The 18,881-nt window shown below is 40.5% G+C and carries 19 protein-coding genes and 1 pseudogene; 9 read left to right on the forward strand and 11 right to left on the reverse strand.

Translation table 11 applies throughout. From position 1 onward, the window contains the following. The first annotated feature begins 155 nt into the window (after positions 1-155). The 3 genes from dapA to purC all read left to right on the forward strand — a co-directional run bounded on the left by dapA (position 156) and on the right by purC (position 3,372). Positions 156-1,064: a 4-hydroxy-tetrahydrodipicolinate synthase gene (gene dapA, locus FVA69_RS09760; RefSeq protein ID WP_004911368.1), complete on the forward strand. Its 909-nt coding sequence runs from the start codon at positions 156-158 to the stop codon at positions 1,062-1,064. A 16-nt stretch (positions 1,065-1,080) separates the two neighbouring features. Continuing rightward, on the forward strand, positions 1,081-2,133 hold the full coding sequence (bamC, locus tag FVA69_RS09765) for an outer membrane protein assembly factor BamC (protein ID WP_004911365.1): 1,053 nt from the start codon (positions 1,081-1,083) through the stop codon (positions 2,131-2,133). A 525-nt stretch (positions 2,134-2,658) separates the two neighbouring features. Then, on the forward strand, positions 2,659-3,372 hold the full coding sequence (purC, locus tag FVA69_RS09770; protein WP_004911363.1) for a phosphoribosylaminoimidazolesuccinocarboxamide synthase: 714 nt from the start codon (positions 2,659-2,661) through the stop codon (positions 3,370-3,372). A gap of 232 nt (positions 3,373-3,604) precedes the next feature. On the opposite strand, the pseudogene FVA69_RS09775 reads toward purC, so the two are convergent. From FVA69_RS09775 to FVA69_RS09795, 5 genes and pseudogenes are all read right to left on the reverse strand, one after another. Further along, positions 3,605-4,246 (reverse strand): annotated as a pseudogene (locus FVA69_RS09775) (energy-coupling factor ABC transporter ATP-binding protein); the annotation flags it as partial. Next, on the reverse strand, positions 4,233-5,096 hold the full coding sequence (locus tag FVA69_RS09780; protein ID WP_164528760.1) for an energy-coupling factor ABC transporter ATP-binding protein: 864 nt from the start codon (positions 5,094-5,096) through the stop codon (positions 4,233-4,235). The pseudogene FVA69_RS09775 and the gene FVA69_RS09780, both read right to left, overlap by 14 nt. After that, the gene (locus FVA69_RS09785) at positions 5,087-5,791 is read right to left on the reverse strand and encodes an energy-coupling factor transporter transmembrane component T (RefSeq protein WP_164528761.1); all 705 of its coding nucleotides are present in this window, start codon (positions 5,789-5,791) and stop codon (positions 5,087-5,089) included. Before FVA69_RS09785 ends, FVA69_RS09780 begins: the two co-directional genes overlap by 10 nt. Continuing rightward, a complete protein-coding gene (locus tag FVA69_RS09790) occupies positions 5,792-6,373 on the reverse strand; it encodes a hypothetical protein (protein ID WP_004911353.1) in 582 nt (193 codons plus the stop codon). Positions 6,374-6,409: 36 nt separating this feature from the next. Next, a complete protein-coding gene (locus FVA69_RS09795; RefSeq protein ID WP_109912441.1) occupies positions 6,410-6,835 on the reverse strand; it encodes a PPC domain-containing DNA-binding protein in 426 nt (141 codons plus the stop codon). Between the two features lie 582 nt (positions 6,836-7,417). Here FVA69_RS09795 and FVA69_RS09800 point away from each other — a divergent pair. Further along, positions 7,418-7,870, forward strand: coding sequence for a DUF441 domain-containing protein (locus FVA69_RS09800; RefSeq protein ID WP_004911348.1), 453 nt, complete (start codon positions 7,418-7,420; stop codon positions 7,868-7,870). 7 nt (positions 7,871-7,877) lie between these two features. Next, positions 7,878-9,899 (forward strand): tRNA(Met) cytidine acetyltransferase TmcA, encoded by a 2,022-nt coding sequence (locus tag FVA69_RS09805; RefSeq protein ID WP_164528762.1) that lies wholly within the window; start codon positions 7,878-7,880, stop codon positions 9,897-9,899. On the opposite strand, the gene FVA69_RS09810 is transcribed toward FVA69_RS09805, so the two are convergent. Further along, positions 9,880-10,071, reverse strand: a complete 192-nt coding sequence (locus FVA69_RS09810; protein WP_109912443.1) for a YpfN family protein — start codon at positions 10,069-10,071, stop codon at positions 9,880-9,882. The two genes, FVA69_RS09805 and FVA69_RS09810, sit on opposite strands and share 20 nt — an antisense overlap. Positions 10,072-10,218: 147 nt before the next feature. Next, complete coding sequence (locus FVA69_RS09815) at positions 10,219-10,470, reverse strand: hypothetical protein (RefSeq protein WP_004911337.1); 252 nt, start codon at positions 10,468-10,470, stop codon at positions 10,219-10,221. Positions 10,471-10,714: 244 nt separating this feature from the next. Between FVA69_RS09815 and FVA69_RS09820 the strand changes: the two genes are divergently transcribed. Further along, positions 10,715-11,107: a DUF454 family protein gene (locus FVA69_RS09820; RefSeq protein ID WP_004911334.1), complete on the forward strand. Its 393-nt coding sequence runs from the start codon at positions 10,715-10,717 to the stop codon at positions 11,105-11,107. Positions 11,108-11,167: 60 nt separating this feature from the next. Here FVA69_RS09820 and FVA69_RS09825 read toward each other — a convergent pair whose 3' ends face one another. The 4 genes from FVA69_RS09825 to FVA69_RS09840 form a co-directional block, all read right to left on the reverse strand. Next, entirely contained in the window at positions 11,168-11,836 is a 669-nt protein-coding gene (locus FVA69_RS09825; RefSeq protein WP_123381900.1) for a M15 family metallopeptidase, read from the reverse strand. Beyond that, positions 11,833-12,963, reverse strand: a complete 1,131-nt coding sequence (gene dapE, locus FVA69_RS09830; protein ID WP_123381901.1) for a succinyl-diaminopimelate desuccinylase — start codon at positions 12,961-12,963, stop codon at positions 11,833-11,835. Before dapE ends, FVA69_RS09825 begins: the two co-directional genes overlap by 4 nt. Before the next feature lie 13 nt (positions 12,964-12,976). Further along, positions 12,977-13,348, reverse strand: a complete 372-nt coding sequence (locus FVA69_RS09835; RefSeq protein WP_164528763.1) for an ArsC family reductase — start codon at positions 13,346-13,348, stop codon at positions 12,977-12,979. A 146-nt stretch (positions 13,349-13,494) separates the two neighbouring features. Next, entirely contained in the window at positions 13,495-14,115 is a 621-nt protein-coding gene (locus FVA69_RS09840; protein WP_004911325.1) for a LuxR C-terminal-related transcriptional regulator, read from the reverse strand. Positions 14,116-14,659: 544 nt separating this feature from the next. On the opposite strand from FVA69_RS09840, the gene maeB reads away from it, so the two are divergent. The 3 genes from maeB to FVA69_RS09855 all read left to right on the forward strand — a co-directional run bounded on the left by maeB (position 14,660) and on the right by FVA69_RS09855 (position 18,873). Further along, entirely contained in the window at positions 14,660-16,939 is a 2,280-nt protein-coding gene (gene maeB, locus FVA69_RS09845) for an NADP-dependent oxaloacetate-decarboxylating malate dehydrogenase (RefSeq protein WP_109912445.1), read from the forward strand. A gap of 118 nt (positions 16,940-17,057) precedes the next feature. Beyond that, positions 17,058-17,927, forward strand: a complete 870-nt coding sequence (locus FVA69_RS09850) for a ChaN family lipoprotein (protein ID WP_004911323.1) — start codon at positions 17,058-17,060, stop codon at positions 17,925-17,927. A 142-nt stretch (positions 17,928-18,069) separates the two neighbouring features. Continuing rightward, positions 18,070-18,873, forward strand: a complete 804-nt coding sequence (locus FVA69_RS09855; RefSeq protein ID WP_109912446.1) for a cell envelope integrity protein TolA — start codon at positions 18,070-18,072, stop codon at positions 18,871-18,873. Positions 18,874-18,881 lie beyond the last annotated feature (8 nt).

Below are 18,881 nucleotides of genomic sequence, written 5' to 3' on the forward strand. Positions count from 1 at the left end.
AATAGACTCTTGCGAGAAATATCAGTGAATTATTACTTCTATTTAAGTTAATGTCCTCGGCATTAACAAAATTCATTAAATTCTTGCTATTGGGTGGTTTTCTTCTTTGAAATGAAAAAGTAACATGGTAGTTCAATTATTAAGGGGGTATCGCTATGGCTAATGGAAACGCAAATTATAAAGATTTTTTAACGGGAAGCATTGTTGCAGTTATTACACCAATGGATTCGGCAGGGCGTTTAGATAAAGCGAGCCTGAAAAAGTTGGTGGATTATCATGTTGAAAGTGGAACAACTGCGATTGTTTCTGTTGGTACAACTGGCGAATCAGCAACCTTAACGCACAAAGAACATGTGGATGTCGTGAAAGCGACGCTTGAATTAGCAGATGGTCGTATTCCTATTATTGCAGGAGCCGGTGCAAATGCTACCGCTGAAGCTATTTCTTTGACAAATGAGTTTGAAAACAGCGGTGTGGTTGCTTGCCTGACGGTAACACCTTATTATAATAGGCCTTCTCAAGAAGGGCTATATCAACACTTTAAGGCAATTTCAGAAAACACCAGCTTGCCACAGATTCTTTATAATGTACCATCACGCACTGGCTGTGATATGTTGCCTGAAACTGTGGGGCGTTTAGCAAAACTGGCGAATATTGTTGCAATTAAAGAGGCAACAGGGAACTTAGCTAGGGTTCATCAAATCAAAGAACTGGTTGATGATGATTTTGTACTGTTAACAGGTGATGACGCAACGGCGCTTGATTTCATGCAACTAGGTGGTAAAGGCGTTATTTCGGTCACATCTAACGTTGCGGCCGCACAGATGGTAAAAATGTGTGACTTAGCGCTTGCAGGCAAATATACTGAGGCGCGTGAATTAAATAAAAAACTGATGGGGCTTCATCTTCAGTTATTTGTTGAACCAAATCCAATTCCAGCGAAGTGGGGCTGTCATCGCTTAGGTCTGATTGCAGATGGGACATTACGGTTGCCAATGACACCGTTAACCACCTCGGGCCAGCAAAAAGTTGAGGAAGCCTTGAAACTCGCTGGATTACTGTAAAATTTAGGGAATTTTAATGGCAACATTATTGCAAAAATCGAAGGTTATGAAGGTTGCTGGCCTGTCACTTGTTGTGTTACTGGCAGCCTGCTCCAGCGATCAGCGCTATAAACGTCAGGTCAGTGGTGATGAGGAATATCTCAATGCTGCGCCATTGAAAGTGTTGAATGTGCCACAGGGGCTTACATTACCAGAACAAAATGGTGAGTATGATATCCCTAAAGCCACATCAACAGGGGCAATAGGAAAAGCGTTAGACATTCGTCCACCAGTACTGACAATTTCGCAATTAGCGGGTTCTCGTACAGAGGATAGCGCTCAAGCAAGTCGTTTGTTGCTAGAAAATACACCTGAAAATAGTGCACTTTGGTCACAAGTTACGATGATCTTAGAGCAAAGAGGGATTCCAGTTTCATCTAAAGACGATGGCTCTCGCTCAATTGAAACCGATTGGGTGAAATGGGATCGCGCAGATGAAAACGTACCGATTGAGAGTCGCCATAAAGTTACAGTGCAGCCAGAAAACGGTATGATGGCATTAACGGTAACTAGCTTAGGCTTACGTCAAGGGGGAGAGACAATTACGGATGTTGTCGAAACTCAACGTTATAACAAGCTGTTATTGAATGAATTAACCGATAACTTATATACGTTACGTGATACTTCAAACAAAAATAGTATCCAAAATGCCTACGGTATCATTGATGTTCAAACCGGTAGTGATGATACTGGCTTACCTTTAGTTGTGGTTCGTGCGCCATTTGATGCAGTATGGGAACGTTTACCTCACACCTTAGAAAGTGTTGGTATGAAAGTGGGTGACCGTACGCGCTCAAGTGGTTCTGTGATGGTAACTTACAAAGGTTTAAGCAGCTCAGAATGGCAGGCTTTGGGTATTGATGACCCAACTGTGCCAGAAGCAGATTATAAAGTGCAGGTTGGTGACTTAAATAACCGTAGTACACTGCAATTTATCACCACCAAAGGTGTGCCTTTAACACAAAAACAAAATGATGAAATGGTTGCAGCGCTGAAAGCAGCATTTAGTAAAGCACCTGCCAAAAAGTAATCATTCAACATTTTGAGATGACTAATTAAACCGTAGCTTAAATACAAGCTGCGGTTTTTTTATTTAAATTGGATGGGTTTGTATTGGGGTAAAGATATTAAGCTTCATACGCATAGGCTGGTGGTTATCAACTCTGTATTTTGTTTATTTCATGCTACTCGTAATCTATATACTTAGTTAGTTATTAAATAGCATTTCATCAATTTGAATTTTCCTTCTCTGGTAGGCTAATTTTATCTTTCATGTTTTCACCTAAAACAAATGGACAAAAAATCAGTGTTTATGGTTAAGTAATCGTTTGCGTCTGCTCGGGAATTTTATTATCATGATTAACAGTGAATTATAAAATATTGAATATCAGCTAGTTAGCGTTTCACATGGTGAATTTCAGTAACTGACTGAAACAGAGCAGAAAATTAACAATGAATAGGCCATTTAATTGGTTTTTGTTCTTCTGTTACTTATCTGAATCTGCTGTGCAGGTTGATTTTTGTTTAGTTTAATCACATCCCTGGAGTGTGTAAGATGCAAAAGAAAGCTGAGTTGTATCGTGGTAAGGCAAAAACAGTCTATACCACAGAGGATCCTGATCTACTGGTTCTGGAGTTCCGTAATGATACATCAGCACTCGATGGTGAGCGTATCGAGCAGTTTGACCGTAAAGGTATGGTAAATAACAAATTTAACCATTTCATTATGAGCAAATTAGAAGCAGCCGGTATTCCAACACAAATGGAAGCATTATTGTCTGACACAGAAGCCCTGGTGAAAAAGTTAGATATGGTGCCTGTTGAGTGTGTGATCCGTAACCGTGCCGCAGGTTCACTAGTAAAACGCTTAGGTGTTGAAGAAGGCATGGTGTTAAATCCGCCACTATTTGACTTATTTTTAAAGGACGATGCCAAACACGACCCAATGGTGAATGAATCGTACTGTGAAACCTTTGGTTGGGTGAGCAAAGAAAACTTGGCAAAAATGCGTGAGCTAAGCTACAAAGCCAATGAGGTACTCAGTAAAATTTTTGCGGATGCAGGGTTAATCTTAGTCGATTTTAAACTGGAGTTTGGCTTGTATAAAGGCCAAGTGGTATTAGGCGATGAGTTTTCACCAGACGGCAGCCGTTTATGGGATAAAGAAACGCTCAATAAAATGGATAAAGACCGTTTTCGTCAGAGCCTTGGTGGCTTAATCGAAGCTTACGAAGAAGTCGCACGCCGTATTGGCGTACAGCTAGATTAATCAATTTCCTATAATTTGAATGAGATTTTAGCCTGCATTGCAGGCTATTTTTTTAGTCGCTAATCGAGGGTGATTGTTGGCTAATAAAATGTGTAATCCATGATGAGAGAGCGGTATCAGTAGTCTTTATTTGTAGTTGTTGACTAAGTGACGTCAACGTAGGCGCGGGCAATGGGCTTTCGACTTGTAACTCTGGATGGCTTAATATTTCCGTTGGCTGACCGTCAGCGATGAGTTCGCCATTTGATAAATGCAATACGCGTTGAAAATGGCGGGCAACAAAATCAAGGTCGTGGCTAATAGAAACGACGGTTACCCCTTTTTCACGTTGCAAGGTTAGCCAATGTTCAAATTTGCGCAGCCAAAAAGCGTCGAAGTCACGGCTAGGTTCATCAAGCAGCAATAACTTAGGTGAAACGGCCTCTAAACAGGCAACAGCAACCATCCTGCGTTGGCCTGCATGTAAATCTAAAGGGTGTTTATCTGCTACATCGACTAAGTGACAAATTTCAAGTGCTTGCTGTACTCGCGCGTGAATATCACGTTTATGATATCTTTGGCGTTTTAAACCAAAAGCAATCTCATCACGCACACAACTATGAAAAATTTGTTTCTCAGCTTCTTGGAATAAAATACCGATATGGTTGGCTCTTTGTGGTGAGGAAAGAAGGTTAAGCGGCTGGCTATCAAGCTGAATATCACCTTGTGTAGGGCGCAATAACCCTGCGAGCAGGCGTAATAATGTTGATTTACCTGCGCCATTATCCCCAACTAAAGCGACCCATTCACCAGGGTGAATAGATAGAGATAAAGATTGTATATTATCAATAGTAGAGCTTGGCCAACGATAGCTCAGGTTTTTAAGCTGTAACATGCCGCTCCTTAAACATCTGTAGCAATTGCGCTTCATTGTGGGGAATTGTGTCTCGCCAATGCCCTAATTTGACCAGTTCACCTATAGCACGCCAAGCCTCTGGCATATTGATTGTTTCAATAGCATCAAGAAAAACATCATCCAAACAGCCTATAGCAACCACTTTCCTAGATTCTAAAAAGGCTTTGCCAGTACTCAACAAAAGGAATGAATCACAGAAACTGATGGCAGGTAATAAATTGCGTTCAAAAAAAATAATGCTGCAGTTTGTGTGTTCTGTATAGTGTTGCAATTGCACTAAAATACGTTGTGTTGCACTGGGTGTTAGCCGACTAAAGGCTTCATCGAGCAAGAGGAGTTTAGGTTGCATCGCTAATGCACTTGCTAACACGACGCGTTGTGCTTCACCACCCGATAATGTCGCAGGATGGCGCGTACGTAGAGCTTCACAAAACGTGAGCGCAATCGCGTGTTCAACTCGTTGACTAATTTCACTGGGTGACAAGCCAAGGTTTTCAGGCCCAAACGCAATTTCTTGTTCAACGGTAAACGCGCAACCCGAGAGTTGTAATTGGGGGGATTGCTGAACAAGTTGGCGTGATACTGATACCTGAACCACAGAGCTGTCAGCTAAGGGAACTTGTAATACTTCAGCGGTTCCTTCTATTTTCCCTTGAATAAGGTCACTATGCCAACCTGCAAGTATTTGCGCTAGTGTGCTTTTCCCGCTGCCATTACCGCCAAATACACATAGCCATTGGCCTGCATTAAGCTGGAGATCTATCGGTCCTAATAAGGACAGCTCCGCGCTTTGTGGAATGAAGCGCATTTGTTGTAGATTCACCACCATAGAGAGAGACCACCTTCAATAAAAATTAACAAAACTAGCCCATACCTAAGTAGGGCTTGGAATGAACTATCCGTAGGTGGGTTCAATGTCGTGCGTTTAGCGCAATAGCGAAAACCACGCATATCTAATGCGGCTCCACGAATACTCAGATCACTAAGAGTATTACTGGCAAGTGGAAATAATAGGGCCGGTAATGATGTAACACGTTGCCAAAAGCGCCCGTCAAGAGGGACGCCTCTTGCCAATTGTGCCTCACGGATGGTGTTTAATTGCTGACGAAATTGTTCTGCAAGCAATAACGGACCCGCGAGTAGGTATGCAAAACTAGCAGGTAAACGGCTAGCAAACAACGCACGAATAAAGCGTTCAGTCGGTACATATTGCAACCAAAGCTGAGAAGCGCTAATAATCGTTAATAACTTAAACCACAATGCTAGTGCAAATTCAGGACGGCTATTTTTTAAGGCATCCCCGGTTAATTGTTGAGCTAGCCAACCCCCGTGAATTAACCAAAGCCCTGCCGCCATGGGGAGCATAATCCATGCAACAATGCGCCAACGATGACGTGCAGGTCGCCAAAATAATAAAGCAGCGAAAGTACTGCAACCTAGCACAATTAATAGCCAGTTCAGAGGTAAGAAAAGCGAACTTACACTGAGCCAAAACCAAATTGTCAGCGAGGTGAATGGATGCATTTAACTGACCTTCGCCATATTTGGATAATTACGTTGGACACGTTCTGGTAATTGTCGAACGAGTAGCCAAGCAATAATGGCAGATGCAACTTTGTCCGCAATATTGGCGCCTAATACCGTAATTGCCACTGATTCTAATAAGTTATCGCCAACAGCATGGAAATACGCGACAAAAAAGTCTGCTCCGCTACCGGTTGTTCCTGCAAATAAGTATGTACGTATAGGAACAGCAACTATCATTAATGCAAAAGTAATCACTACACCGGATAAAACCACTCTTGGTAAGGTGCGAAAACCACCTGCGCGAGCTAATAACCCAGCGCTGAGTCCAATCATCATCGCAACAGGTGCAAATGCAGCGGCAATTGGCCCACTGAGTAAACCCCATAATAAATTAGTTAATAAACCACTTAATAACGCAACCCAAGGGCCTGCTAATAACGCACAAATTAACGTTCCTATAGAATCCAGAAAAATAGGCAGTTTTAGCATTGAACTTAATTGGCCAATAACCATATTAATGGCAATAGAAAAAACAATTAAAGTCAGTGTACGACTAGAAATAATCGACGTTTTACCCATGACAAAGTCATTCCTTACAGTAATGGAATAATAAAATTAGCGAGAAGTGATGATAAGTTCTTCATAACCTGATAACGGGCAAGGTTCACGAATGAAATTTACCTTTTCCAGTTCCCCAATAATCAGCTCTAATGTTGTTCTGACCGTACAACCCGGCATCATATGACCACCGAGGACTTGCCCTTGCTCATCAGAGACAGCTAAATGCAGGTGTTCGCCTTTGGCATCTAAAGTGCCAATTAATGAAACAATTTCAAATTTACCTGTTGTTTGAAAGGTCTCTTCTTGGCCTGCAAAACGTAGTGCAACGTCAGTCAAGCTGCCGACACTGCTAGCAATGAACGCAGCTTGTAGGCCATGTTGCTCAATTTTATGTCTTAATGTTAAAAGTGCGTCTTCGCCAGGGATTAAACGAATAGCAATAAAACGCGCGTTTGAATAGGGCGATAAAGATTGGTTCATATTCTTAATCCTAATAATTGTGCTTATGCAGAGCGTCGCACAACCATTTAAATCATTAAAATTATAAATAATGCTAAGTTATGATTTTTCTGTATTAATTATCTGTGATTATTATACGCAATTGAGATGGATTGTCTGGTTGTAAAGGTATTCAGGGCTATCTTCAGCAAAAGGCACTACAAGTTGGTTTTTATCATGATAAATATAAGAAAAACGCAGAAATAAAAAAATAAACAGTGATGAATACTCCGAATATTTAGCTTAAGTTTTACTGGTGGTGGGGGTTATCTGTATTGCCATGCTAATTTTTGTACAATTAAGCTTGTTACCGTGAAATATGCTGAGAATACATCTTTTAAAAAGTATTAAATAGATAATAAAGAACAGCTAAAATGTCGCATTTTAGTTAATTAATTGTGTGGAGATAGTGAGATTTTTTATTAATTAAAAATATCGTCGCCGTAAAAATAAAAAGAGTTGGCGTTAATATTTGCTTCTTTGATGATGAGCCAATAACATGTTTTTAAATCAGCCTAGTTGCTGCTAATAAATTATAATTGTGCGTTTTACAGGGACAAATCTATGAGTCATGTTGATCCAACATTAATCATTTTACTGGTCTTAGCCGGGTTAGGTATCATTAGTCATAATATGACAGTCACCCTTGCGATGCTATTTTTATTGGTGGTCAGAATAACACCATTAAATAATTATTTTCCATGGATTGAAAAATATGGCTTAACCATTGGGATACTTATCTTAACAATCGGTGTTATGGCTCCAATTGCGAGTGGTAAAATAACGGCTAATGAGGTATTAAGCTCATTTTTGAATTGGAAATCGATTTTGGCAATTGTTATTGGGATCGCAGTTTCTTGGTTGGGTAGTAGGGGCGTCACATTAATGTCCCATCAACCGTCTACGGTTGCAGGCTTACTGGTTGGAACCGTCATTGGCGTTGCTTTATTCCGTGGTGTACCGGTAGGGCCCTTAATCGCTGCTGGGATTTTGTCACTATTAATTGGTAAATCATAGTATTACGATGGTGAAATTACTTACTGTCATTATAGAACAACTACATATAGTTGGTATGCGTCGTCTTATGGTTCTTTCTGGCGACGATGCATGGGTAGAACAACAACTCAAACAACTTCAAGTTGCTATTGATGGCGATTGGTTAACGATTTCATCAAACTTACCGCAAGGGGTTTCCCCTGAAAATGCGCATCTATTATTGGGCCGTGAATTTTTACATGGCATTTTTGATGTACGTAAAGGGTTTCATAGTGAAGCACTAGCCATGCTTGCTGGCACATTAAAAGCAGGGAGCTTGTTAGTTTTATGTACGGCGCCTCAAAAAGAGTGGGCGACAAATACCGATCTAGACAGCTTGCGCTGGAATGAACAATTGGGGCTCATTTCGACACCGAATTTTGTACATCACTTGCAGCGAACTTTTCAAACATCTCCCGATATTTTATTTTATAAACAAGGGAATGAGCCTGATTTTTCATTACTAAAAAACAAACCATTATGGCAAGCACCGACAGGCCAGCCAACAGAACAGCAGCAGCAAATAATTAGCCGATTATTAAGCGCGGAACATGGAATTTGGGGTTTGATAGCGCCGAGGGGGCGCGGTAAATCGGCAATAGCAGGGATGTTAATACAGCATTTTGCAGGAGAGTGTTGGTGTTGTGCTCCTGCAAAAGTGGCGACGGAAGTCTTAAGCCGGCATGCAGGTAAAAAGATTAATTTTTGGTCTCCAGATAGCTTACTCGCATACTGCCGTAGCAATGAAAATATAACCGCAGATTGGCTGATCATAGATGAAGCTTCTGCAATCCCTAATTATATTTTACGAGAACTAGTGGGGTATTTCCCTCGGGTTTTATTAACCACGACAGTCGATGGCTATGAAGGAACAGGGCGTGGATTTACGCTAAAATTCTGTGCAAGTTTAGCCCATTTCACTTTACTGCAACTTGATAACCCAATGCGCTATGCGGCTAATGACCCCTTAGAATTATGGGTCAATGAGGCTTTATTGCTGCAAGAACCCGTCACTCAAACGGTTTTTGCTGGAAATATTGAATATAAAGCGTTAACCCAGGCATCATTAGCGGAAAATAATGAGCAATTAAAAGCGTTTTATGGCTTATTGATGAGTGCACATTATCGAACGTCACCATTAGATTTACGACGTCTATTGGATGCCCAACAGCAACATTTTATGGTGGCAAAAACCGAGTCTCATAATTGTGCTTATATAGGTGCATTATGGATGGTAGATGAAGGACAGTTGACCGAATCATTGAGCTGGCAAATATGGGCTGGGCTTCGTCGACCAAGAGGAAATTTAGTTGTCCAATCTTTAGCAGCTCATAGTTATTTCCCTATTGCGGCACAATGGCTATCTCGCCGAGTGATGCGTATTGCCGTTGATGCGAACCACCGTAGGCGCCAAATTGGTTTAACGCTTTTAGAAAAACAGAAAGCAATTGCTACAGAGCAAGGGTTAGATTTTTTGTCTGTTAGTTTTGGATTAACACCAGACTTAGTCGCATTTTGGCAAAAAGCGGGCTTTCGGTTAATGCGAATAGGTTCGCACAAAGAAGCGAGTAGTGGCTGTTTCACGGCAATGGCGATATTATCGCTATCAGATCGAGCAAGGCGACTTTGCCAGCAAGGGGAAATGCAATTAAAACGCGATATTTATTGGCGAAATGATCTGTCTGAGTTTGCTTTAGAAACCAGTGAGCAGCAGCAATTAACCCCTGATGATTGGATAGAACTGATCGGTTTTAGTGAGTTTAAACGGCCTATTTCTGCGAGCCAAAGTGCGATTATGCGTTTATTAAGGGAAGAAACAGCCGGGCTTGCGCTGCTCAGACGGCACTTGCTGTCAGGCGAGCCTATCGCACAGATTTGTGCGGATATTGGTATGACAGGGCAAAAGCAATGGTTACAACGAGTAAGAGAAGAGGTTGGTATACAGGTAAAACAATACCAACCAGCGCTTTTAGCTGAAATAAAGCAAAAGGTTATTTCTTCTTGTCTTTAGGCCAATCGTCTTCATCATCCCAAAGGTGGTTATTATCTTGATGTGGGGGAATTTCTGGCTTGTCATCTAAAAACTTTTTGGGGTCCAATTTCATCATTTCTTTGACTGAATTCCAGATAATACCTACCAATAAGAGTAAAATTATCCACCAGTAGTCGGCTAACCATTGCATACATTACCTCTATGAAACTGGGTAAAAGCTAAATGTTGATTTTAAATTATTTAAAATTTATACCATTAGAGTACCATTTACACTTTATATGAAACTGTGTGTTTTTTCAGAGATAGCTACAGAAAATATACCTACAGAGCTTATTGTTTATTTAAATACCATGGCAAATGCACCAACAATGCCAAGCAAAATATCAGAGCCTGTAAGTGCGTAGATATTTTTAACCTCTTCACCGCGAATATTAGCAAAGCGTTCAAGTGCTTTTTCTGTTGAAACGGCTTCAATCTCTTCAAATTGCTTTTCATATCCGGCAGCAATTAGCTTTTGGGTCTCTTGCTCATTTGGTGTAACGATAGCAATTACCTTTCCGGCCTTCATAAAAAAAGAGTAATGATTCATGGGGCTTCCTAATAGTCTTAAGTTTAGGCTCCTGTCATTTTCTCAGGCTTTGCAAGTCAATGACTGGGGCTATTAGCGCTCTTTTCGTCGTAGAACAAGAGAATAATAATCGCATCAACAGGCAAAAGCGACTTTTCATTAAGCTTGTTTACCATTAGAGTATACCATTGATATTATTATGAGTTACCACAGATTTTATGCGGTTTTTACCATTTAATTTATTTATTCGGGAGGAGGGGTGATTTTGAAAAAATTGTTCCTCATTGTTATTGGATGGTTAGCCGTTGCGCTGGCTTTTGCTGGCGTCGTTCTTCCTGTTTTGCCTACCACACCTTTCTTATTATTGGCGGCATGGTGCTTTTCTCGTTCATCTCCACGTTTTCATCATTGGTTATTATATCGCTCTTGGTTTGGGGGGTATATTCGTCACTGGCAAAAGCATAAAGGGTTACCGAAAGGGGCAAAACCAAAAGCAATTATATTGATAGTTCTCACTTTTTCACTATCAATCTGGGTTGTTAGTTATTTATGGTTAAAAATTGGTTTATTGGCACTGTTGTGTTGGCTGCTTATTTTTATGTATCGGCTTCCAGTTGTTGATGAACAAATTTCCAAACAAAATAAAGAAGCCCCATAAATGATGTCGCATCATCTATGGGGCATTGGCGCTATAGAAATTGCTTTGTTAGCTTAGAAATTATTCAGGAGCTCTAATATAGCGTTCGAATACATAATCTAAGTTAGTGCTTAACCAATTTTTCCCACGAATATCTTCTTGCTCAAGAACTTGCGTAATGACTTTTGGCGTTAACAGCTGTTCAGCTTCATGGGATAACGGCCAGTAACTAATATGCCAAGGTTCATAGGCAACCCCTGCATTTTTTGCCGTGAAGGGACGGTAAAAATCAAATGTCGCCATGTTATCCGTGAGCCAGTGGTTTAATTCAGCAAAATAGCCGCCAGTTTCATATTCCCAAGGCTCTAATTGCAAAGTTTGCCCTGCTGGGATCCGTAATGGGTCATAAACATCTATTTCGGTTCCCCAATGATGACGGCTTGCTCCGGGTAATGCAGACCAATGTAAAATAGCTTCACACAGCTCACCTTCTGAAAGCGTTGTAATATCTAAAGGTTGGCTTTGTGCATCAAGAACAGGGCGGAGACCAGTGAATTTTTCATTCCAAATTAACTGTTGACGTGAAAAATCGCGAAATGCACTTGCAGATTGTAACTTGAAGCCCGCTTTTACTGCAGCTTGTTGCATGGCTAAAAATGCCTTAGTGGCATTAAATTGTAGACGATGAGTGCCGCCAAGTGTCACTAAATGGTCCGTTGAACGGCCTGTTAACATTGCGATGGTGATCATAATAACAATAGCTCCATGACTCGCTCATAAATTAAGGCCAGTTGTTGCAAGTCTTTGACACTAACGCATTCATCAACTTTATGTATAGTGGCATTCAATGGGCCAAGCTCAATTACTTGAGTGCCCATTTGAGCGATAAAACGACCATCAGATGTACCACCACTGGTAGATAGCTCTGCGTTAAGACCCGTTAGTTCATGGATTGCCTGCAAGGTTGCAGTGACAAGTTCTTGTTTTTCAGTCAAAAATGGCTGACCAGATAATGACCATTCTATTTTATATACGAGGCCATGACGGTCTAACATACTTGTGACCCTGTCACGTATTTGTGTGTCGGTTAATTCTGTGCTGAAACGAAAATTAAATTGAACAAATAACTCACCGGGGATTACATTACTTGCCCCAGTACCCGCATGAATATTGGCAATTTGCATGGTGGTAGCAGGGAAGAATTCGTTGCCGTTATCCCAGATAGTTGAAGTGAGCTCTTGCAAAAAAGCGGTTGCTCGGTGCACCGGGTTGTCTGCTAGATGTGGATAGGCTACATGCCCCTGTGTTCCTAAAATAGTCAAATTTGCTGTAATAGAGCCTCTACGTCCATTTTTTATGATGTCACCTAAATGAGATTGGCTTGATGGCTCACCGACTAAACAATAATCAACACGCTCATTACGAGCCATTAATGTTTCAACAACTTTAACCGTGCCATCTAATGCATCAGCTTCTTCATCTGATGTGATTAAAAAGGCCAAGCGCCCTTGATGGTGAGGGTGTTTTTCGACAAAGCGCTCTGCTGCGACAACCATTGCTGCGACAGAACCTTTCATATCAGCTGCACCACGGCCATACAGATGTTGATTAATAATTGTTGGGTTAAACGGAGGAGTCTGCCAATTTTCGCTATTGCCTGCTGGTACAACATCGGTATGACCTGCAAATGCGAGGGTTGGTCCTTGAGTGCCTCGATGAGCCCAAAAATTTAATGTGCTACCAAAATGCATTGGTTCAATGGTAAAACCAAGTTGGTTTAAGCGCTTGGTAAGGATCGCTTGGCAGCCTTGGTCATCGGGGCTGATAGAAGGGCGTGCAATTAGTTCTTTGGCAAGCTGAATAACGGGACAATCCATTAAATCCACCTGATTATCGAATGAAGTTTTGGTAGTCATTAGCGTTAAACCCAACTAAGTATCGGTTATCTGGAGAAACAAGTACGGGTCTTTTGATCATGGCAGGCTCTGCAATTAGCACTTTTTTAGCACTATCTGCGTCAATAACTGCATTTTTTTCATCATCAGTCAATTTTCGCCAAGTTGTTCCTCGTTTATTGACTAACACTTCCCAATCAATATGTTCCATAAAGATAGAAAGCAGTTCATCGCTAATACCATCAACACGATAATCATGAAATTGATAGTTAACTCCATTGTCTTCTAAGTAACGGCGTGCTTTTTTAATGGTGTCACAGTTTTTAATTCCGTACATAATATAAGGAGAGTTAGGTGTATTGGGCATATGATTTTCCTCAAAAAACTAGCGATAATCCTTACATAATGCGGCAAAACTCACTTGGGATCTAGCCCAAATGTGAGAAATCTATAATAACCTTATAATTACATTAAATGTAATTTAGCCTCGATAATTAATATATTAAAAATAGATTATCTTGAACGCATATAAATTAAGCTAGCCTCAAGGCGAGATCGAACGCGTAATTTTTTAAGAATATTTCGAATGTGAACTTTAACGGTTTCCTCTGAAATAAAAAGTAAGTTAGATATTTCACGATTTTTTAAACCCACAGCCATTTCATGCAAAATTTCAGACTCTCGTTTTGTCAATGCGGATAGTGGGTCACTATAATGATGACGTGAAATAAGATGTTGATAAATTTTTTCACTAAAAACCAATTGCCCTTTAGAGGCTTTCTTCATACTGTAGAATAGCATATCAAGTTCACTGTTTTTTAATAAATAACCTTGTGCTCCTGCGTCAATAGCACCATATATATCTGTTTTAATTGTCGATGCAGATAACACTAATAAGTAGCTATCATTGCAGTGTTTACGAAGTAATCGTATAGTTTCAAATGTTTTAATACCTTGAATATTGGTATCTATAATAATTAAATTAGGTTTTAACTGCTTTGCCATGCTTAAAGCTTCATAACAACAAGCGCACTCTGCTGTGATAATAAAGTGTGTGTCGGTATTTATGAGCTGCCGCAATCCCAAGCGTATAATAGGGTGATCGTCAATAATCATTACTGTATATTTAGACATAGAGGGTTCCTTTTTTATGTCTCAAATGCCAACGTCTACTCAGGTATTTCCTATAAAATAGACAATTTAATTTCGGTACGTTTATTATATTTAATTGGAGTTTTAATAATTATATAATCAGCAGTATGGAGAAGTGAGATTGATATTAATCGTTTGCTTAATATTTTATAGTTCCATACTAATAATATTGTGCTTGTTGATAATACATTAAAATAGAAAAAATAATATCGAATAGTTAAATTAAAGTTAAACAGATGAACATATTTAAGGTGGGATTTCATTGTGTTATTATGCAATTAATTATTTATATATATTAACCTAATAAAATTAATAATAAATTATTTTTAGTCGTGCTTTTTAAAATTAAAGCAGGGTTGCGCTATGAACAATATAACCAAGGTGACTATGTTTTACTCGGACAGTGACCTAACTCTATTGTAATTGAAAGATTTTTCTGGAAATTGCCGGTATGATCATGATTTGCTAGTGAGATGTGTTTATACTGTTATCGCTCTTACCTTACTTATTTTGAAAGGACTTGACGATGGATGACAAATTAAAACAAAGTGCTCTTGATTTTCATGAGTTTCCACATCCTGGGAAAATTACGGTTACCCCAACTAAACCACTAACAACCCAGAGAGATCTCGCATTAGCATACTCACCAGGTGTTGCAGTTCCATGTCTTGAAATTGCAGATGACCCACTTAAAGCTTATCGTTACACTGCTAAAGGTAACCTTGTCGGGGTTGTCTCTAATGGTACTGCCGTCCTTGGGTTAGGTAATATTGGTGCCTTGGCTGGTAAACCAGTCATGGAAGGAAAAGGTGTACTATTTAAAAAGTTTTCTGGTGTTGATGTCTTTGATATTGAAGTTGATGAAACAGATCCAGACAAATTAGTTGATATCATTGCGTCTCTTGAGCCGACTTTTGGTGGTATTAACTTAGAAGATATCAAAGCACCAGAATGCTTTTATATTGAACAAAAGCTCCGTGAGCGCATGAAAATCCCTGTGTTCCATGATGACCAACACGGAACCGCTATCATTTGTACAGCTGCTGTTATCAATGGATTACGAATTGTAAAAAAAGAAATTGGTGATGTCCGCCTTGTGGTTTCTGGCGCTGGCGCAGCATCAATCGCTTGTATGAATTTATTAGTCGCGTTGGGACTGAAACGTGAACATATCACCGTCTGTGATTCTAAGGGGGTGATTTATAAGGGGCGTGATGAACGCATGGATGTCACCAAAGCTGCGTATGCCATTGAAGATAACGGCCAACGTACTTTGGCGGATGCTATTCCTAATGCGGATATTTTCTTAGGTTGTTCAGGTCCACGTCTTTTAACGCCGGAAATGGTGAAAACCATGGCGCAAGATCCACTGATCCTAGCGCTAGCAAATCCTGAGCCTGAAATTTTGCCACCATTGGCGAAAGAAGTTCGTCCTGATGCCATCATCTGTACTGGCCGCTCTGATTACCCAAATCAGGTTAATAACGTGTTGTGTTTCCCATTCATTTTCCGTGGTGCGTTAGATGTCGGTGCAACAACGATTAATGAAGAAATGAAACTGGCTTGTGTGTATGCCATTGCAGACCTTGCATTGGCAGAGCAAAGTGAAGAAGTGGCTTCAGCCTATGGTAACCAAGATTTATTCTTTGGCCCTGAATACATTATTCCGAAGCCATTTGACCCACGTTTGATTGTTAAAATTGCACCTGCTGTGGCAAAAGCAGCAATGGACTCAGGGGTAGCAACGCGTCCAATTGAAGACTTCGATGTCTATATCGAAAAATTAAATCAGTTTGTTTATAAGACAAATTTATTCATGAAACCTATCTTCTCTCAAGCTAAGACTGCCAAAAAACGTATTGTTTTAGCTGAAGGGGAAGAAGAGCGTGTATTACATGCCACACAAGAGCTGGTTTCTTTAGGTTTGGCTTTCCCAATCTTAGTTGGGCGTCCAAGTGTGATTGAAATGCGTATTCAAAAACTTGGCCTACACATTGAGTTAGGTAAAGATTTTGAAGTGGTCAATAACGAAAACGACCCGCGTTATAAAGAATACTGGCAAGAATACTACCAAATCATGAAACGTCGTGGTGTTTCACAAGAAATGGCACGTCGTGCAGTGATTAATAACCCAACCTTAATTGGTGGGATCATGGTGTTACGCGGTGAAGCTGACGGGATGATTTGTGGTACCGTGGGCAGCTATGGTGAACATTATGAAGTTGTTAAAGATTTATTTGGTTTCCGCGAAGGTGTTCATGCTGCCGGTGCAATGAATGCATTGTTATTACCAACGGGTAATACGTTTATCGCAGACACTTATGTTAATGAAGACCCTTCTCCGGAAGAGCTAACAGAAATCACGTTAATGGCAGCGGATACGGTAAGACGCTTCGGTATTGAGCCAAAAGTGGCTCTGTTATCGCGTTCTAGCTTTGGTTCTTCAGACTGCGCATCAGCACAAAAAATGCGTGATACGCTCTCGATGATCAAAGCACGTGACCCTCATCTTGAAATTGATGGTGAAATGCATGCGGATGCCGCATTAGTTGAATCGATCCGTAAAGATGTGATGCCTGATAGCCCATTAAAAGGTTCAGCAAATTTATTAATTATGCCAAATATGGAAGCTGCACGTATTAGTTATAACTTACTGCGCGTGACAAGCTCTGATGGCGTGACGGTCGGCCCGGTATTGATGGGGGTTGCGAAGCCGGTACATATCTTGACACCAATTGCGTCGGTACGCCGTATCGTGAATATGGTGGCATTAGCAGTGGTTGAAGCGCAAACCAATCCACTCTAACGGTTAATATTAATTAATACGTATTAAAGGCTTCTATGATTTTATAGGAGCCTTTTTATTGAAAATGATTATCATTATCTGTATCTTATTAGCTTGACAACATAAGATGGAAAGCATAATGATTTCAATAAGATTGACCTCTCAAATAGCCACTTTAATGGTTGGGTTATTTTTCCTTATCGGTTGTACACAAAAAATTGAACCGACAATCGTACAATTAGATAGCCAACTAACAGTAAGCAACCAAATTATTGACTTAGCAACAGGTAAGTCTTTAACACCTCAGCAATTAATCGAGCAGCTTGCTCAATCTCCACGCGTCATTGTCGGAGAAAAGCATGATAACCATTATCACCACCAAATTGAGCAATGGCTTGCACAAGAAATGCCAAAAATACGGCCTCAAGGTGCGGTTCTACTCGAAATGTTGACACCGTCGCAGCAAAATAGTGTGAACCGTGTACAGGCGCAGATGCAAAATAACCCTTATATTCGTGACGAAAAGCTACAGTCCGCCTTAAATTGGAATAGTGGTTGGCCTTGGGAGCAATATGGGGCTTTAATCCGTCATTTGCTGAGCTCGCCTTATCCGCTACTGTCGGCAAACCTAGATAAAAAAGAGGTACTTGCCGCCTACGCTAACCCGTCATCAGTAACGGGGCAATATTCAGCTCAACCCATTGTTCAAGAACTTATCAGTAAAACGATTGAAAGTTCTCATGGTGGGGAACTGACAGCGGAACAAGTGGCTAAAATGACCTTTATACAGCAGTTGCGTGACCGCCGTATGGCAGAGTCGTTATTAAATGCACCTACACCCGCGCTTCTATTCGCAGGTGGCTATCATGCAACAAGAGCAATTGGTGTGCCTTTACATGTGCAAGACCTAGCGCCCGAAGAACCCGTAAAAGTATTAATTATTTCAGAAAGAGGTGAAGAAATAGACCATTTACATGCTGATTTTGTGTGGTACACGCCTAAAGGATGACTAAGTAATAGCAAGCTAATGATTTCAAAAAAGTTAATTTTGTGAAGTAATCTTTATTTCCAGTAAGAAATGATTTCCATTTTTATTTGTTATTAATTATCATTTGCATTTATACATAAATACGTCAGTGCATAAGATAAAAATGATTATAACAACATTTGAAAATGAGTATTTAAAGCGAACAACGAAGATAAGTGGGGGCTTCGCATTGGCAATTGCTCTTCATATTGGGGTTGTTGGGTTGTATATATGGGTAACTCACAATCAACAATGGGATGAGTTATTGCCTCCGCCATCAGTGGTGATGGAGATTTCGATTGAATCGCAAGCCGAACAATTGACAGAAGCTAACATTGGCCAACTACAAGAGTTATCGGTGGCGAGCCAGGCTCATGAAGCCCCATCGGAAGAGAAAATTATCCCATCATTAGCCATCAATGAGCAGGCTGAAGTGCAAGTCGCTAAAGCGGTGAGTACAAAACGAACTGCTGAAGTCAAAAAACAAAAGCATGAAAAGCAGGCGGTTGAACAAAAACAAGCGACTGATTCAAAAGCCAATGATGCCCCTGTCACCAGTGATGCTGCAGCGCCATTACAAACTCAAAAAATTGCCGCAGAATTTAATAGCCAGTCACAATCGGTAGATAACGCGAAAAGGCTATGGGAAGCACAAGTATTGGGGAAACTAAATAAATACAAGCGGTTTCCTGAAGACGCCGTAAGGCGGGGGCGAGTCGGTCAATCAACAGTAACATTTACGGTTGACCCACAAGGTTTTTTGCTTGGTAGCGACCTAGTAAGTTCATCAGGAACACGATCTTTGGATAGAGAAGCATTGCAGGTGCTATCGAGAGCAGCACCTTTACCTGAACCCCCAGCTGAAATTTTAATCAATGGGCGGGTAACTGTCAGGATACCTATTGATTTTACTCTTAATGAAAAATAGATTGGATA

The organism is Providencia sp. PROV004 (assembly GCF_011045615.1).
Taxonomy (GTDB): Bacteria; Pseudomonadota; Gammaproteobacteria; order Enterobacterales; family Enterobacteriaceae; genus Providencia; species Providencia rettgeri.

What these genes read in the sequence shown, in the direction of transcription:
- maeB (WP_109912445.1), top strand. Translation starts at nt 14,660, where the DNA reads ATGGATGACAAATTAAAACAAAGTGCTCTTGATTTTCATGAGTTTCCA.
- FVA69_RS09790 (WP_004911353.1), bottom strand. Translation starts at nt 6,373, where the DNA reads ATGGGTAAAACGTCGATTATTTCTAGTCGTACACTGACTTTAATTGTT.
- FVA69_RS09810 (WP_109912443.1), bottom strand. Translation starts at nt 10,071, where the DNA reads ATGCAATGGTTAGCCGACTACTGGTGGATAATTTTACTCTTATTGGTA.
- FVA69_RS09835 (WP_164528763.1), bottom strand. Translation starts at nt 13,348, where the DNA reads ATGCCCAATACACCTAACTCTCCTTATATTATGTACGGAATTAAAAAC.
- FVA69_RS09840 (WP_004911325.1), bottom strand. Translation starts at nt 14,115, where the DNA reads ATGTCTAAATATACAGTAATGATTATTGACGATCACCCTATTATACGC.
- FVA69_RS09850 (WP_004911323.1), top strand. Translation starts at nt 17,058, where the DNA reads ATGATTTCAATAAGATTGACCTCTCAAATAGCCACTTTAATGGTTGGG.
- bamC (WP_004911365.1), top strand. Translation starts at nt 1,081, where the DNA reads ATGGCAACATTATTGCAAAAATCGAAGGTTATGAAGGTTGCTGGCCTG.
- FVA69_RS09825 (WP_123381900.1), bottom strand. Translation starts at nt 11,836, where the DNA reads ATGATCACCATCGCAATGTTAACAGGCCGTTCAACGGACCATTTAGTG.
- FVA69_RS09785 (WP_164528761.1), bottom strand. Translation starts at nt 5,791, where the DNA reads ATGCATCCATTCACCTCGCTGACAATTTGGTTTTGGCTCAGTGTAAGT.
- dapE (WP_123381901.1), bottom strand. Translation starts at nt 12,963, where the DNA reads ATGGATTGTCCCGTTATTCAGCTTGCCAAAGAACTAATTGCACGCCCT.
- FVA69_RS09815 (WP_004911337.1), bottom strand. Translation starts at nt 10,470, where the DNA reads ATGAATCATTACTCTTTTTTTATGAAGGCCGGAAAGGTAATTGCTATC.
- FVA69_RS09805 (WP_164528762.1), top strand. Translation starts at nt 7,878, where the DNA reads ATGGTGAAATTACTTACTGTCATTATAGAACAACTACATATAGTTGGT.
- FVA69_RS09795 (WP_109912441.1), bottom strand. Translation starts at nt 6,835, where the DNA reads ATGAACCAATCTTTATCGCCCTATTCAAACGCGCGTTTTATTGCTATT.
- dapA (WP_004911368.1), top strand. Translation starts at nt 156, where the DNA reads ATGGCTAATGGAAACGCAAATTATAAAGATTTTTTAACGGGAAGCATT.
- FVA69_RS09780 (WP_164528760.1), bottom strand. Translation starts at nt 5,096, where the DNA reads ATGGTGGTGAATCTACAACAAATGCGCTTCATTCCACAAAGCGCGGAG.
- FVA69_RS09800 (WP_004911348.1), top strand. Translation starts at nt 7,418, where the DNA reads ATGAGTCATGTTGATCCAACATTAATCATTTTACTGGTCTTAGCCGGG.
- FVA69_RS09855 (WP_109912446.1), top strand. Translation starts at nt 18,070, where the DNA reads ATGATTATAACAACATTTGAAAATGAGTATTTAAAGCGAACAACGAAG.
- purC (WP_004911363.1), top strand. Translation starts at nt 2,659, where the DNA reads ATGCAAAAGAAAGCTGAGTTGTATCGTGGTAAGGCAAAAACAGTCTAT.